At 63.9% G+C, this 14,237-nt stretch carries 11 protein-coding genes and 1 tRNA gene; 8 read left to right on the top strand and 4 right to left on the bottom strand.

Features of this window, described 5'->3' with window-relative positions:
- Positions 1-142: 142 nt before the first annotated feature.
- Entirely contained in the window at positions 143-694 is a 552-nt protein-coding gene (locus PT282_RS06175) for a very short patch repair endonuclease (protein WP_277168655.1), read from the top strand.
- On the opposite strand, the gene PT282_RS06170 is transcribed toward PT282_RS06175, so the two are convergent.
- A complete protein-coding gene (locus PT282_RS06170) occupies positions 691-1,437 on the bottom strand; it encodes a DUF4391 domain-containing protein (protein WP_277168654.1) in 747 nt (248 codons plus the stop codon). The genes PT282_RS06175 and PT282_RS06170 overlap by 4 nt on opposite strands.
- Before the next feature lie 170 nt (positions 1,438-1,607).
- On the opposite strand from PT282_RS06170, the gene PT282_RS06165 reads away from it, so the two are divergent.
- The 3 genes from PT282_RS06165 (at position 1,608) to PT282_RS06155 (ending at position 6,024) form a co-directional block, all read left to right on the top strand.
- Positions 1,608-1,683, top strand: a tRNA-Arg gene (locus tag PT282_RS06165).
- 295 nt (positions 1,684-1,978) lie between these two features.
- Positions 1,979-3,628: an ABC transporter substrate-binding protein gene (locus tag PT282_RS06160; protein WP_277168653.1), complete on the top strand. Its 1,650-nt coding sequence runs from the start codon at positions 1,979-1,981 to the stop codon at positions 3,626-3,628.
- Between the two features lie 449 nt (positions 3,629-4,077).
- On the top strand, positions 4,078-6,024 hold the full coding sequence (locus tag PT282_RS06155) for a BspA family leucine-rich repeat surface protein (protein ID WP_277168652.1): 1,947 nt from the start codon (positions 4,078-4,080) through the stop codon (positions 6,022-6,024).
- Positions 6,025-6,213: 189 nt separating this feature from the next.
- Here PT282_RS06155 and PT282_RS06150 read toward each other — a convergent pair whose 3' ends face one another.
- Entirely contained in the window at positions 6,214-7,146 is a 933-nt protein-coding gene (locus PT282_RS06150) for an isoaspartyl peptidase/L-asparaginase family protein (protein WP_277168651.1), read from the bottom strand.
- Between the two features lie 210 nt (positions 7,147-7,356).
- Here PT282_RS06150 and PT282_RS06145 point away from each other — a divergent pair, with 210 nt between their 5' ends.
- Both PT282_RS06145 and PT282_RS06140 read left to right on the top strand, forming a co-directional pair.
- Positions 7,357-8,466 (top strand): endonuclease/exonuclease/phosphatase family protein, encoded by a 1,110-nt coding sequence (locus tag PT282_RS06145; protein ID WP_277168650.1) that lies wholly within the window; start codon positions 7,357-7,359, stop codon positions 8,464-8,466.
- A gap of 127 nt (positions 8,467-8,593) precedes the next feature.
- Positions 8,594-8,797 (top strand): hypothetical protein, encoded by a 204-nt coding sequence (locus PT282_RS06140; RefSeq protein ID WP_277168649.1) that lies wholly within the window; start codon positions 8,594-8,596, stop codon positions 8,795-8,797.
- A 120-nt stretch (positions 8,798-8,917) separates the two neighbouring features.
- Here the strand turns inward: PT282_RS06140 and PT282_RS06135 are convergent, their stop codons facing one another.
- Both PT282_RS06135 and xseA read right to left on the bottom strand, forming a co-directional pair.
- Positions 8,918-9,256, bottom strand: a complete 339-nt coding sequence (locus tag PT282_RS06135; RefSeq protein WP_277168648.1) for an exodeoxyribonuclease VII small subunit — start codon at positions 9,254-9,256, stop codon at positions 8,918-8,920.
- Positions 9,257-9,330: 74 nt separating this feature from the next.
- Positions 9,331-10,644, bottom strand: coding sequence for an exodeoxyribonuclease VII large subunit (gene xseA / locus PT282_RS06130; protein ID WP_277168647.1), 1,314 nt, complete (start codon positions 10,642-10,644; stop codon positions 9,331-9,333).
- 323 nt (positions 10,645-10,967) lie between these two features.
- On the opposite strand from xseA, the gene nrdD reads away from it, so the two are divergent.
- Complete coding sequence (gene nrdD, locus PT282_RS06125) at positions 10,968-13,364, top strand: anaerobic ribonucleoside-triphosphate reductase (RefSeq protein WP_277168646.1); 2,397 nt, start codon at positions 10,968-10,970, stop codon at positions 13,362-13,364.
- 108 nt (positions 13,365-13,472) lie between these two features.
- Entirely contained in the window at positions 13,473-14,198 is a 726-nt protein-coding gene (gene nrdG / locus PT282_RS06120; protein ID WP_277168645.1) for an anaerobic ribonucleoside-triphosphate reductase activating protein, read from the top strand.
- Positions 14,199-14,237: the final 39 nt, after the last annotated feature.

The raw sequence follows: 14,237 nt of genomic DNA, 5'->3' as shown, positions 1-14,237 counted from the left end.
GATGTGCGAACGAAATTTCGAAGTTCAGAAAGCAAGTATAGCGGGGGAATATGGGAGTCGGAACGCGGGGGAGCGCGGTGTGGATTGGCGGCGTAGGCCTTCCGCTGCGGTCTTGTCGCCGTTCGGTCGTCAAATGGAGGGTATGGCAGGACAGGCGAGTGCGGGGAAAGGCGGCAAGACCGTCGCGGCGGAGAAGGGTGGCAGGACTGTAGCGACGAAACGCGGCGGGAAGGCCGAGAAATACGAGCGCGGCACCCGCAGCTACATCATGTCGCATATCCGCGGCAAGGACACCAAGATCGAGGTGCTGGTGCGCCGCTACCTTTTCGCCCGTGGCCTGAGATTCCGCAAGAACGACAAGCGCTACCCGGGTCACCCCGACGTGGTGCTGCCCAAATGGCACGCGATGGTGTTCGTCAACGGCTGCTTCTGGCACATGCACTCCGGTTGCCCGAAATATCGGCTGCCGAAATCCAATGTGGAGTTCTGGACGGCCAAGCTGCTGCGCAACCACGAGCGCGACGCCCGGCAGAAGGCCGAGCTGGAGGCGCAGGGCTGGCGCGTCATCGTGGTCTGGGAGTGCGAGCTCACCAAGGTCAGGCGCGAGCAGACGTTGGAGCGGCTCTACCGCCAGATCGTCGACGGGACGGACGATGGCCAGATCCAAGACAAGGGCGGCGACGAACCGCGCTAGGCCCGCAGCTTCTCGAGTTCGGCGCGGTCGGCGCGCAGCTTGGCGAAGATCTCGTTGCGTTTCTGCGCGTTCTTGGCGCGATGGTGGTCGCCTTCCAGCTTCGCGATCTCCTCCTGCAGCTCGATGGCACGGCGGTGCAGCGCGATTTTCTGCTCCAGGTCGCTGCCGTCCTCGTCGCCCAGGATCACCTGCGCGCACAGGCTGCGCCACACCTCGTCGAGGTCCGTTCCGTTGAGGCTGAGCTTCGCATGGCCCGCCGGCTGCCACTCGCTGGTGAGGATGGTGGCCTGGGCTTGGCCCTGGTGGCCGGCCTTGGCGGGTTCGACGCGGCGCAGCGCGAAGAGGCATTGCTCGCCCGTGGCGTCGGCCTTCCGGTCGCTCTCGGCATCCGCCTGGTCGTCCATATCATCGTCGCGCACACATACGAAGAGGATGTTGGAGGCGGCACGCAGGCCGGCGATATGCTCCATGACCTCCTTCGGCGCCTCGGCGCACTGCTGGCGCAGGCCGATGACGAGGATCTCGCGCACCTTCTTGCCGGCCTCGACACCGATCGTGCCGGGGCGCAGCAGCGCCAGCATCGCGATGGACCCGATGTCGTTGGCGAAGCGTTGCTTGAGCCTCGAGGAGACGCCCCTGGCGAACATCTGCTTGGGCAGGGTGCCCTTTGCCTCGCCGATCGCGCATGAGGCGGGTAGTCCCAACCCCGGAGCGGAAACGCTTCCACAGTGTGCGGCAGTCATCGTCGACCTTCTTTCGCTTTGGACGGCGAGCCGTGGTTCGCCGGCATTCCTTGGCCATGCTTCCCCCAAGTCTAGTGGACGTTTCCCGGCGGCGCGGCGAAGGCGTGCGAAATGCGTTTCGGCGTGCCGGAGGACCGCGGGCCATGCGCCAGTGTATAATCCAAGATGTTGCCCGGGTAGCTCAGGGGATAGAGCACCGCTCTCCTAAAGCGGGTGTCGTCAGTTCGAATCTGATTCCGGGCACCAATCCTTTCCGCACGCCAGCCCAAGGCGTGTCGTGTCATCTCCGATGACGGATCTTTTCCACTTGCGATTCGCTGCGGTCTCTTTTCGCAAAACCGTTGTGGCCGTAGGGTTTCGGCGCGCGATATAAGTTTTTCTTCTAGTTTTGGCCATGGCGTCTGTCCATTTTGACCGTTTTTCACGGTGCCGAAACATGCCGGTGGCCTATAATCCAAAGGTGGCTATGAGCATTAGGCAACGATGCTCATGAATACTTGCGTCATATGGGAATGGCGGAAAACGAACGAAAGGGAGAAACATGGCTTCGAGAACATGGGCAGGGCGCGCGCTCGCGGCCCTCGTCGCCGCGGCGGCGCTGGTGTCGGTGGCTGGCTGCGGAAGCTCGTCCGGCAGCGACCAGGGCGGCACGAAGGCGTCGAGCGACAAGATCATCAAGGTCGACAACACCGAGCCGCAGAGCCCGCTGGTGCCGGCCGACACCAACGAGATGGGTGGCGGCAAGGTCATCCGCTACCTCTTCGAGGGCCTGGTCAGCTACGACGCCAAGGGCAAGCAGCACATGGAGGTCGCCAAGTCGATCACCCCCAACGCCGACGCTACCCAGTACACCATCAAGCTCAATGACGGATGGAAGTTCACCAACGGCGAGGCCGTCACCGCCACCTCGTTCGCCGACGCGTGGAGCTACGCGGCCAATTCCAAGAACGGGCTGAAGCAGTCCAGCCGCATGTCGATCATCAAGGGCTATGACGAGCTGCAGGATCCGAACGTCGCCGCCGACGCCAAGCTCTCCGGCCTCGAGGTCAAGGACCCGCTGACCCTCGTGGTCACCCTGGCGAGCCCGGATTCGGTCTTCCCCATCCAGCTGGCCCACCAGTCCTTCTTCCCGCTGCCTTCCGTGGCCTACAAGGACATGAAGGCCTTCGGCAAGGCGCCCATCGGCGACGGCCCCTACAAGTTCAAGTCGTGGCAGCCTAACACCGACATCCTGGTGGTGAAGAACCCGGATTACCATGGCGCGCGCAAGGCCGCCAACGCCGGCATCGACTACCGCGTCTACACCAGCGAGGATGCCGCTTACTCCGACCTGCAATCCGGCAATCTCGACGTGATGGTGGAGGTGCCGCAGTCGGCCCTCAAGACCTTCCGCTCCGATTCGTCGGTCAAGGCCTTCGTGCAGCCCGGCTCCTCCTATCAGGGCTTCACCATCCCCGAGAACCTGGCCCACTTCGGCCCGGGCAAGGAAGGCAACCTGCGCCGCCAGGCCATCTCGATGGCCATCGACCGCAAGACGATCGTCAACAAGATCTATTCGGGCACCAAGACCCCGGCCACCGACTTCACCTCGCCGCTGGTCCCCGAGCATTCCGCCAAGCTCAAGGACTCGGGCAACCTGCAATATAACCCCGCCAAGGCCAAGAAGCTCTGGAAGCAGGCCGATGCCATCTCCAAGTTCTCCGGCACCTTCAAGATCGCCTACAACTCCGACGCGGCGCACAAGCCGTGGGTGGACGCGGTGTGCAACGGCCTGAAGAACACGCTGGGCATCGACGCCTCCGGCGATCCCTACCCGACCTTCAGCGACATCCGCAACCAGGTCAGCAACCGGTCGATCAAGACCGCGTTCCGCGCCGGCTGGATGCTCGACTACCCGACCGCCGAGGACTACATGACCCCGCTCTATGCCTCGTCATCGGCCGACGGCCACGGCTCCAACGACGGCGACTACAAGAACCCGGAGTTCGACAAGGCGCTAGCCCAGGCGCTCTCGCAGACCGACGTCGCCAAGCGCACCGCCGATTTCCAGACGGCCCAGGAGATCCTGCTGCAGGACATGCCCTCGATCCCGCTGTGGGACGAGGACGTGGCCGCCGCAGCATCCACGAAGGTGAGCAACGTGCACTTCGACTACACGAACCTGCCCACCTACAACACCATCACCAAGTAGGCCTCGCGACCTTTCGCCGAGAGGTTCGGTGAGGGCCATCCGTCAGGAGCGATCCGTCGGATGGCCCTTTTTGTATTTCTCCTGGGAACGAGGGCGTCCGTGCTTCTTGAGGGTCGTGTCCGCTATTCGCTTATGGCGTAATGCGTGTTTGCATGGATGATGGCGGTCAAGGATTCCGCATTGGTTGTTAAGGCTGTGCGGCAATCGTTGCAATACATATGTGGTGACTGGTCAGCAATGACATCGCCGACAGGTAAAAACGTTTTATGGCAGACGTTCTGTGGGCCTGCATGAGTGCCGATGGACGTGGTGTCGTTTCCTTGGAATCTGGCCCTGTTTGAAGTGTTGGGGATTCGTAATTATATTGGACATATATAGATAACTTGAATATATCGCCTGTACGTAGAGTTGAGATTCGGACAACGGGTGTATGTCAGGGAGTGAGTGCGATGGCAAGGAAGAAGATGACCAAGGTGCTGGTGGGCGCGTTGGCCGGCGTGGCGATGCTGGCCGCGCCCGTTTTCTCGGCCGCCAGTGGGATTCAGCAAGCGCAATCGGATGATGCGCAGCAAGCCGCCCAGGCAAAGAGCGAGGAGCGGTCCGACGGACAGGGTGCCGTAGCCTCAGGCGAGGCCAATGGCTCTGCAGGCAGTGAGGGAGTATCCGAGGATGACGCCGCCCAGACCTTAAAGCAGTCTGCCGGAGACGAGGGCTCCCGGCTTCGTTCCCAGACGCAGGGCGAAGGTTCCAGGCTCCAGGTCAACGGTGTTCGTTACGCCGTGGAGGGCACCGCGCTCACCGTCACCGCCCCGGCGGATGGTGGCACACTCGACAAGGCCACATTCCGCAACCAAGCCAAGGCCGTCGAGCCCTATGTGTCGCATATTACGGTTATCCGGTTCGAGGGCGGTCCCATCAGGCTTCCCGCCGACTCCAGCGAACTGTTCAAAGACATGTCGAGGTTGACCTCGATCGAGAACATCGTCCTTCTCGACACCAGCCATGTCACCACGATGAGAAGTATGTTCCGTAACTGCGTCGATCTCACTTCCCTGGATGTCTCCCATTTTGACACCAGCCATGTCACTGACATGCTTGACATGTTCTATTACTGCTTGGGACTCACCAACTTGGATGTCTCCCATTTCGATACTGGCAGTGTCACCAACATGGGTGGCATGTTCTACAACTGCGATAGGCTCAAATACCTTGATCTCAGTGGTTTCGATGGCCGAAACGTCACCAACATGTGGTGCATGTTCTACGGCTGCTCTAGGCTCGACAACCTCGATCTGAGTCATTTCGACGCCATCCATGTCACCAGCCTGAACCATACGTTTGAAGGCTGCCAGAGTCTCACTAAGTTGGATTTGCGTGGGTTCAGGCACGCGTCCGAATATTATACCTACGAGGATTTCTTCCCCGGTTGCGAACATCTCTCGCAGGTCATATTCCCATCGGAATTGGAATTTTATTACGATGCGGCATGTCACGATGTGTTGCCTTCCACGCAAGACGGGTATACGGGTAAGTGGATTCAGGTGGCTGGCCCTGGTCTCGCAGGTGTGGATTCCTCGATCCCGTATTCGACCTACGAACTCACGTTCCGGACACATGAGTCGGACCCCAACCGTGGGGGAATGTATGTGTGGCAGCGGCGTCTGACGTTCGCTCCCTCACAAAGTCTCCCGGAAGGCACCAGCGTCCAGGAGCATGGGCAGGATTCCAGAAAGACCGTGCTGGGCGGATCCGGCACGCTGGCTGATGGCACGGTGGTTTCCTCGCTTAAGGCGCCGGGCAGTGCCTTCACGTTGCTTGACGGCCACGGCAAGGTGTCGAAGGACTATCGGTTCGCCGGCTGGGCCACCACGCCCAATGCCACGACCCCCACCTATCGCCAGGGCGACGCGGTCGATTTCTCAAAGGCTGAGGGGCAGGTCCTCTACCAGGTCTGGGAACATGTGCCGGCACCTGGGGCATCGACTTCATCGACCGTTCAGCATGATTCGCCCGTGGCCCCGAAGCCATCTGGCAGGGTTTCGTCGCAGGGCACCTCCCTCGTTCGGGCTCCGGCCTTCGGACCGGTCTCGCAGGGTGCGGCGGCGCTGGCCGGAGGCGACCATGCCCTTGACGGTCCGCGTGCCGTGACGCATGGCGGCAACGGCGGCTATGGCAGGTGTGCTGCGGCCAGCTATTATCCCGGTACGGTGATTCCGTCGGCGTATGTCTGCGGGACCCAGGCGGCGGACTCCCGTCAGTCGGCTTCCATGAGGCCTGCGCCTATGTCGATGCTGTTGCTCCTGTTGGCGGCGGCCATCGTCGTCATGCTGGTTTTCCGTCATAATGAGGACGATTCCATAATCGCCCGTCACCGTTCGATCGAAATGCAGGAGTGACCGGAGGCGCCGACGCCAGACCATGAGGAGGGGCATCCACGGGAGAATCACCGTGGGCGCCCCTCCTCTCTGATTTCAGGCACTCGATTGCTCAGGTGGGTGAATCGGGGCGTACTGGTCCAAGGTCGTGAAGAGGGCTGCCACCGAAACGAATCGGTGGCAGCCCTCTTGTATGCCTGAGTGCCCTGCTCAGCCCTGCACGTGGCTACCGGCGGGGGACTTGTAGCCGCAGTTCATCATCTCGCTATTGAAGGCGATGACGCCGTCGCCGTGGGCGGGCACCGCGATGAGGCCGCCGTCGCCATGGTGGGCGTCGATGTCGTCGAGGGTGGCGCTGGCCGCGTCGAGCGGGCTCTGGCCGGCGAACCTGACGCGGTCGGAGACCTGGTGGCAGGCCACCGTGCGCATGAACGCCTCGCCGATGCCGGTGCCGGAGACCGCCACGGTCTCGTCGTTGGCATAGGTGCCGCAGCCGGGCAGGGGAGTGTCGCCCACGCGGCCGTGCATCTGGTTGGTGATGCCGCCGGTGGAGGTGGCCGCGGCGAGATGGCCGCGCGCGTCACGGGCCACGGCGCCGATGGTACCGTGCTTCTCCCACTCGTCGCCGTTGGTCTGCGCCTCGACCAGCGACCGCTTGCGCTGCTCGGTGATGAAGTAGCTCGGGTCGCGGGTCTCGACGCCCCAGTCGGCGAGTTCCTTGTCCTGCGGGTCGGCGAAGAGGACGTGCTTGGTCTGCTCCTTGACGGCCTTGGCGGCGTCGATCGGGTTCTTGACGGTGTGCACGCCGGCCACCGCGCCCACCTCGCCGTCGCCGCCCATCAGGCAGGCGTCCATCTGCGCGATGCCGTCGCTGGTCAGTGCGGCGCCGTGCCCGGCGTTGAACTCGGGGGCGTTCTCCATCACGTGGATGGCGGCCACCACCGCGTCCTCGGCGCACGCGCCCTCCTCGAGCTTGGCGTAGCCGGCGTCGAGCGCGCGCTGCAGGTCCTGCTCGACCTGGGCCTCGCGTTCCGGGGTGCTGTGCTTGCCTCGGCTTCCGGCGCCGCCGTGGATGACGAGCAGGATGCCGTCGGGGCCCGGGGCCTTGAGCGACTTGACTGATGGATGGGTGGTTGCTGGCATGATCGCCTTGCCTTTCGGTTATCTGCGGATCGGCTGGCGCTCGGGCGCGTGGCCGACAAAGGATTCCGTTTGCCATGGTACGCCGCCGTTGGCCATGGGCGCGCGCGATGGCTCATCGGCGGCCGGCGAAAGGTCGGGTCTGGTTTTCCGGTCCCTGAAATACCATGGCCGGGATATCGGATCGTTCGGCTGGCAGCAGGGGAGGCGCGCATGGCGGGCACACGACGCAGGGGCGCCTCGGCGAAAGCCCCGAAATCCGGGAAAACCTCGAAATCGGCGAAAGCCCGGAAGCCCAAGAAAGCCAAGGGAAAAGGGAAGCATATCGGATTCGTGCGTGGCCTGCTGGCCGTGCTCGCCTGGCTGCTGCTGGTGCCCACCCTCGTCGGCGCCATCGCCCGCGAGCTGCCCGAGGAGCTGCAGGCCCTGCCCTACGTGCCGACGCTGGTGGCGGCCGCCCCATGGCTGCTGCTGCCCGCCGTGCTCGCCCTCGTCCTCGCGCTGGCGGGCAGACGGTGGGTCGCCGCCGTCCTGTCGGTGCTGTGCGTGGGGTTGTTGGGCTTCTACCAAGCCCCCTATTTCAAGGCCTCGCGTCTGCCGCAGGCGGCGGTGACGGCGGTCGACCAGGCGCACGCCGACCTCGATGACAACTATGCCCGGGTCATGACGCTCAACGTATACAAGGGACGTGCCGACCCGCAGGCGATCGTCGAGCTGGTGCGCGACAAGCGCGTCGAGGTGCTGGCCCTGCAGGAGACCACCCGGCCGTTCGTGCGGGCGCTCGACGCGGCGGGAATCGGGGAATATCTGCCCTATTCGCAGGTCTCCTCCTCTGACGGCACCTACGGCAACGGCCTGTGGTCGGCCACGCCGCTCGACTCGCCGGCCGACGACGACGTGGATTCCTCGGCCTCCTTCATGCCCGGAGGGACGGTGGGCTTCGGCAGAAGCGAGGTCCGGTTCGTCTCCGTGCACACCACTTCACCCAAGCCCGGCTACTGGCGCCAATGGAACGAGTCGCTCGACGAGCTGGCGCTGATGCGCTCGCATGCCAACACCCGCTACGTGTTCATGGGTGATTTCAACGCCACCACCGACCACACCGCCTTCCGCAACATCCTGGGGTCGCGCTTTCGCGACGCGGCCAGCGTCTCGGGGCACGGGCCGGCGTTCACCTGGCCGGGCGACATTCCCGGCGTGCCCCATCTCGTCGGCATCGACCACGTGCTGGTCGACCAGGGCATCGACGCCGGGCAGGTGAGCGTGGAACCGGTGCGTGGCTCGGACCATGCGGCCCTGCTGGCCACCATAGCCGTGCGCTGAGCGGCGTGGCGGCATTGGTATACAGTGTGCAACTGCGTGCCCGCAATGTGTCCCGTGTCACATTGGACGACTAAGCTGGGTGCCAATGGATAGATGGACTACCCAATGAGTTGATCAAGGAGTGCTCATGGACGAGAAGACATTGGTTGAGAAGCTTTCCGCCGCCGATACCGTCAGCGGCGTGATGGATATCGCCAAGAAGGCGGGCAAGGACATCACCTTCGAACAGGCCGATGAGATGCTCAGCCGCATCCTGCAGGTGGACAGCGATGCCGCCGAGCTGAGCGGCGACAGCGTGGCCAAGGTCGCCAAGGACCTGCTGGGCCTCTGACCTTTTCTGGCGCCGAGGCGCCGATACGAACGCTGGGTGGGGAGTCATCGAACTTCCCACCCAGCGTTGTTGTTGTATAGAGCGCGCCTGATGCGCGCGAAGACTCAGTCCAGTCTCGTGTTACTCGAGGTTGGACTGAGTTCCGGCGGTCGCGGCCGTCGACTGCTGCTCGGCCTCGGCGCTTTCGAGCTTCTTGCGCACTTCGTCGAGCAGGCCCTGCGCGCGCTTGGCCAGCGCCTCGCCGATCTCCCACTGGCGCATCGACTGCTCGAGGCTCAGCCCGCCGGCCTCCAGGGCCTGGACGGCCTTGACCAGGTTGTCGCGCGCCTGCTCGTAGGGCATGGCGGCGATCTGGTCGCGCTCCTTCTGGGTCAGCGACGAGGCCGGTGCGGCCGCCTGGCCCGCCTTGGTCTCCTTCTTCTCGTCGTCCGTGTCGTTGGTGTTCGTGCTTGCGGCCATGATGCTGCTCCTTATGTCTTGTTCCGTGTTCCTGTGTTGTCTTGTCTGTCGTATTGTCGGCGTTCGTGCGGCCTTTAGTCGGGCTCGACGCTTTGGGCCTCGGTGACGACCGTGCCGCGCCTGAGGGTGAGCGTCAGCCTGTCGCCGGCGTGGACCTTGCCGGCGTCGTCGACCACGTGCCCGCCTTCGCCCTGCACCACCGCATAGCCCCTGTCGAGCGTGGACTGTGGGCTCAGGGCCTTGAGGCTGGCGTGCAGCTTCTCGACGGTCAGGCCCGCGTCGTCGATGATGCGGGTGAGCCCGAGGCGGATGCGCTGCACCGAGTCGTCGACGAAGCGCTGGTGCGGTTCGATCATCGTCTCCGGGTGGGTGAGGCTCGGCCGGCTCGCGTAGCCCTCGACCAGCCTGGTCTCGTTGTCGACCATGGCGTGGATGCGCATGCCCATCTGCGAACGGGCGTTGGCGACCAGCTGCCACTGCTCGCGCACGTCGGGCACGACCTTCTTCGCCGCGTCGGTGGGGGTGGAGGCGCGCAGGTCGGCAGCCAGGTCGATCAGCGTCCAGTCGTCCTCATGGCCGACCGCCGAGACGATCGGGGTGGCGCAGGCGGCCGTCGCCCGCACCACGGCCTCGTCGGAGAAGCCGATCAGGTCCTCGAAGCTGCCGCCGCCGCGCGCCACGATGATGACGTCCACGTCGGGGTCTTGGTCGAGTTTGTCGATGGCCGCGATGACCTCTGGCGGGCATTGCGTGCCCTGCACGTGCGCGTGCACCACCTTGAAGCGCACCGCCGGCCAGCGCAGATTGACGTTGGTGATCACGTCGCCCTCGGCGCGCGCCTGCGGGGCGCAGACCAGGCCGATGCACTTCGGGAACTCGGGCAGTGCCACCTTGTGCTCCTGGTCGAAGAGCCCCTCGCCCTTGAGCTTGCGGCGCAGCTCGTCGATCCGGGCCTTCAGGTCGCCGGCGCCGATGCGGCGGATGTCGTCGGCCACGAAGCTCAGGCGCGTGGCCTTGACCCACACGTCCGGCCTGCCGTGGATGACCACGCGGTCGCCCTGGCGGAAGTCGCGGGCCATGGCCACGAACTGGCGGAAGCCCATCACGGAGATGGAGATGTCCTCGAAATTGTCGCGCAGGGTGATGTAGCCGGAGCTGGCGCGGCGCATGTTGATCTCGACAATCTGCCCCTCGACCCACGAACCGGGCCAGCGGCGCACGGCGTCGTGGTATTTCTGGCTCACCACGCTCACCGGCCACGGGTTCTCCGCGGTGGTGTCGCGCGCCAGCCGGGGCAGCTGGTCGAGCGGTTTCGGGCCCTGTGCCGGACCGCCCCCGCCCGGTGCGCCGCCGGGTGCGTAATAGCCTTGTCTCGTATCTATTGCCATGTCTCCACAATCCTCTTCATGAGGGACAAGGCCCTCCCGTCTTGTGGACATGTGGCCGTGGTGCGTGGAGGGGGTGGGTGGACAAGTTTCGTCCGGCCGTCGGGCGACACGCCGAGGGAAGCGGCGTCCCCGAATTTTTTGAAACGTGATGTTCCGCACCATTCCGCCGTTATTACTATATCTGGGGGCGAAACGCCGCCAAGGACCCTAGATATAGTATTTATTACGTCGTATAGTGATGGAAGACACAGAAAGTTACACACGTGTGATTTCATCCATGTGATTTACGTCTTTCTTGTGGTGGTTTGAGGAAAGGAAGAGTAATGCAGGCTCAGGTTCTGGATGCCCCGACGCAGGCCGGTACGACGACGAAGACCGTATTGGTGGAGAAGCGCGACGGGCGAATCGTCGATTTCGACCCGGTGAACATCATCGCCGCGGTGAAGTCGGCCTTCAAGGATCTTGACAAGGAGGTCGGCCCCGAGGAGGAGCAGCTCATCCACGATCTCGCCGACGGCATCGAGGGCGAGGTCAAGGAGCGCTACAGCGGCCCGGCCAAGATCGAGGACATCCAGAACCTCGTCGAGCACGGCCTGGTGGAGAACCACCTCTATGAGGTGGCGCGCTGCTACACCAACTACCGCCTCAACAAGGACATCGACCGCGCCAAGGCCACCGACATCAACGCCGCCGTCGACCGCCTGGTCAACAAGGACGAGACGCTGGTGCGCGAGAACGCCAACAAGGACTCCAACGTCTACGCCACGCAGCGCGACCTACTGGCGGGCGCCGTATCCAAGGCCTCCGCCTTCTCCATGCTGCCCAAGCGCGTCTCCAACGCCCACATGAAGGGCGACATCCACTTCCACGACGCCGACTACTCGCCGTTCACCGCCGAGACCAACTGCTCGCTGCCGAACTTCGCCGACATGCTGCACAACGGCTTCGAGCTGGGCAACGCGATGATGGACACCCCGAAGTCCATCGGCACCGCGGCCACGCAGATCACGCAGATCATCAAGGACATCGCGGGCGACCAGTACGGCGGCCAGACCGTCAACCGCGCCGACGAGATGCTCGACGAGTATGCCCGCAAGGACTACAGGAAGTTCCTCGAGCAGGCCCACACCATGATCCCGGACTCCATGCCCGAGGATGTGGCCCAGGAGATCGTCGACGGGCTGAAGGCCAACGAGCCCAACACCCTGCACTTCGACGCCGACCGCGCCCCGATCCCGCAGGACACCCCGTTCCACGCCGACGCCCCGAAGCTTGAGCAGATCCGCGAGATCTACGCCAAGATCATGACCCGCAAGGCCATCTACGACGCCATGCAGACCATGGAATACCAGATCAACTCCAACCGCGTCTCCAACGGCCAGACCCCGTTCGTCACCGTCGGCTTCGGTCTCGGCACCTCGTGGTTCTCCCGCGAGATCACCCGCTGCATCTTCCTGGTGCGTATCCTCGGCCTCGGCCGCGACCACCACACCGCCATCTTCCCGAAGCTCACCTACGCCATCAAGCACGGCGTCAACTCCGAGCCCGGCGATCCGAACTACGACATGAAGCAGCTCGCGCTCGAGTGCTCCACCAAGCGCATGTACCCCGACATCCTCTTCTATGAGAACCTCGTCAAGATCACCGGCTCCTTCAAGGCGCCGATGGGCTGCCGTTCGTTCCTGCCCAAGTGGACCAACCCCGACACCGGCAAGGACGAGGAGGAGGGCCGCCTCAACCTCGGCGTGGTCACCGTCAACGTCCCGCGCATCGCCCTGGAATCCCATGGCGACAAGGACCGTTTCTGGAAGATCTTCGACGAGCGCATGCAGGTGGCGCACGAGGCGCTGCAGTTCCGCATCATGCGCTGCAAGCAGGCCAAGCCGATCAACGCCCCGACGCTCTACCGCTACGGCGCCTTCGGCCGCCTGAACGCCGACGACAACGTCGACCAGCTCTTCAACCGCGACCGCGCCACCGTCTCGCTGGGCTACATCGGCCTCTATGAGGCGACCAGCGTCTTCTACGGCAAGGACTGGATGAAGGACCACAGCTGGGACGCGGAAGGCAAGGAGTTCGCGCTCTCGATCGTGAAGAAGATGAACGCGCTGTGCGCCAAGTGGGCCAAGGAAGAGGGCTATCACTATTCGCTCTACTCCACCCCCGCCGAGTCGCTCACCGACCGCTTCAACCGCATGGACCGCGAGAAGTTCGGCCGCGTGCCGGGCGTGACCGACCATGACTTCTACACCAACTCCTTCCATTATCCGGTCTGGCTCTCGCCGACCCCGATGGAGAAGCTCGACTACGAGAAGGACTTCCCGTACTACGCTTCGGGCGGCTTCATCAACTACTGCGAGTTCCCGACGCTGCAGACCAACCCGAAGGCGCTCGAGGCCGTGTGGGACTACGCCCACAACATCGGCATCGGCTACCTCGGAACGAACACCCCGATCGACCACTGCTACGTCTGCGGCTTCGAGGGTGACTTCGAGCCCACCGAAGAGGGCTTCAAGTGCCCCGAGTGCGGCAACTCCGATCCCGACAAGTGCAACGTCACCAAGCGCACCTGCGGCTACCTCGGCAACCCGGTGCAGCGCCCGATGGTGCACGGCCGCCACGAGGAGATCACGCATCGTGTCAAGCACATGAGCGGCGAGACCGGCCATGTGGTGCTCAAGGACGGCACCGAGCGCGAATGGTACGAAGAGGCCAAATAAGCCGATAGGTTCTTAAGCAAGTGAGGTAAAGGCGGTTCACTGGTGGTTCGGTGGCCGCCTTTGCTTTGCCTGGATGCTGATACGCCAACGTTTGAAAGAGGAAACGACATGGGAAAACTCGCAGGCGGCAAACTGCATGATTTCGCGGCGGGCGAGCCGGATCGCGGGCCCTGGATCCCCACGGCCTACGCCAACAACCCGAAGGCGGGGCAGTGGACCAGCGAGCGGCTCAGCCACGACATGATCGCCGACTACAAGCCGCTGGTGATGACCGACGGCGAGGGCATCCGCTGCTCCGTCTACGTCTCCGGCTGCCCGTTCCACTGCGTGGAATGCTTCAACGAATCCATCTGGGACTTCCAGGCGGGCCACCCCTACACGCAGGGCTTCGAGGACAAGGTCATGGCCGATCTGGGCAACAATGTGGTGCAAGGCATCACCTTCCTCGGCGGCGAGCCGCTGCTCAACACCGGAGTGCTGCTGAGGCTCGCCAGGCGCATCCGCAAGGAGTTCGGGCACGGCAAGGACATCTGGTGCTGGACCGGCTACACCTGGGAGGAGCTCATGCGCCCGGGCGAGAGCGGGGACAAGCTCGAGCTGCTGCGCGACGTCGACGTGCTCGTCGACGGCCGCTACATGAAGGACCATCACGACTCGCTGCTGCAGTTCCGCGGCTCGTCGAACCAGCGCATCATCGACGTGCCGGCCTCGCTGCGCGCGCACGCCGAGGGGCGGGTCGAGCCGGTCATCTGGTCGAAACTGCATGACCAGCACCGCTTCATCCCGGAGGTCTACGGCAAGGACCGTGCCGCCGGCGAAGGCGCCGCCAGCTGACCGGTTTGTAGCTTGCGCGATGGGTAAAGCTACAAATGC

The organism is Bifidobacterium sp. ESL0763 (assembly GCF_029433395.1).
In the GTDB taxonomy this organism is placed as follows: domain Bacteria; phylum Actinomycetota; class Actinomycetes; order Actinomycetales; family Bifidobacteriaceae; genus Bifidobacterium.
The sequence above is the reverse complement of the archived record's forward strand: the minus strand, read 5'-3'. Positions and strand labels throughout refer to the sequence as shown.

What these genes read in the sequence shown, in the direction of transcription:
- PT282_RS06170 (WP_277168654.1), bottom strand. Translation starts at nt 1,437, where the DNA reads ATGACTGCCGCACACTGTGGAAGCGTTTCCGCTCCGGGGTTGGGACTA.
- nrdG (WP_277168645.1), top strand. Translation starts at nt 13,473, where the DNA reads ATGGGAAAACTCGCAGGCGGCAAACTGCATGATTTCGCGGCGGGCGAG.
- PT282_RS06160 (WP_277168653.1), top strand. Translation starts at nt 1,979, where the DNA reads ATGGCTTCGAGAACATGGGCAGGGCGCGCGCTCGCGGCCCTCGTCGCC.
- PT282_RS06145 (WP_277168650.1), top strand. Translation starts at nt 7,357, where the DNA reads ATGGCGGGCACACGACGCAGGGGCGCCTCGGCGAAAGCCCCGAAATCC.
- nrdD (WP_277168646.1), top strand. Translation starts at nt 10,968, where the DNA reads ATGCAGGCTCAGGTTCTGGATGCCCCGACGCAGGCCGGTACGACGACG.
- PT282_RS06155 (WP_277168652.1), top strand. Translation starts at nt 4,078, where the DNA reads ATGGCAAGGAAGAAGATGACCAAGGTGCTGGTGGGCGCGTTGGCCGGC.
- xseA (WP_277168647.1), bottom strand. Translation starts at nt 10,644, where the DNA reads ATGGCAATAGATACGAGACAAGGCTATTACGCACCCGGCGGCGCACCG.
- PT282_RS06175 (WP_277168655.1), top strand. Translation starts at nt 143, where the DNA reads ATGGCAGGACAGGCGAGTGCGGGGAAAGGCGGCAAGACCGTCGCGGCG.
- PT282_RS06150 (WP_277168651.1), bottom strand. Translation starts at nt 7,146, where the DNA reads ATGCCAGCAACCACCCATCCATCAGTCAAGTCGCTCAAGGCCCCGGGC.
- PT282_RS06135 (WP_277168648.1), bottom strand. Translation starts at nt 9,256, where the DNA reads ATGGCCGCAAGCACGAACACCAACGACACGGACGACGAGAAGAAGGAG.
- PT282_RS06140 (WP_277168649.1), top strand. Translation starts at nt 8,594, where the DNA reads ATGGACGAGAAGACATTGGTTGAGAAGCTTTCCGCCGCCGATACCGTC.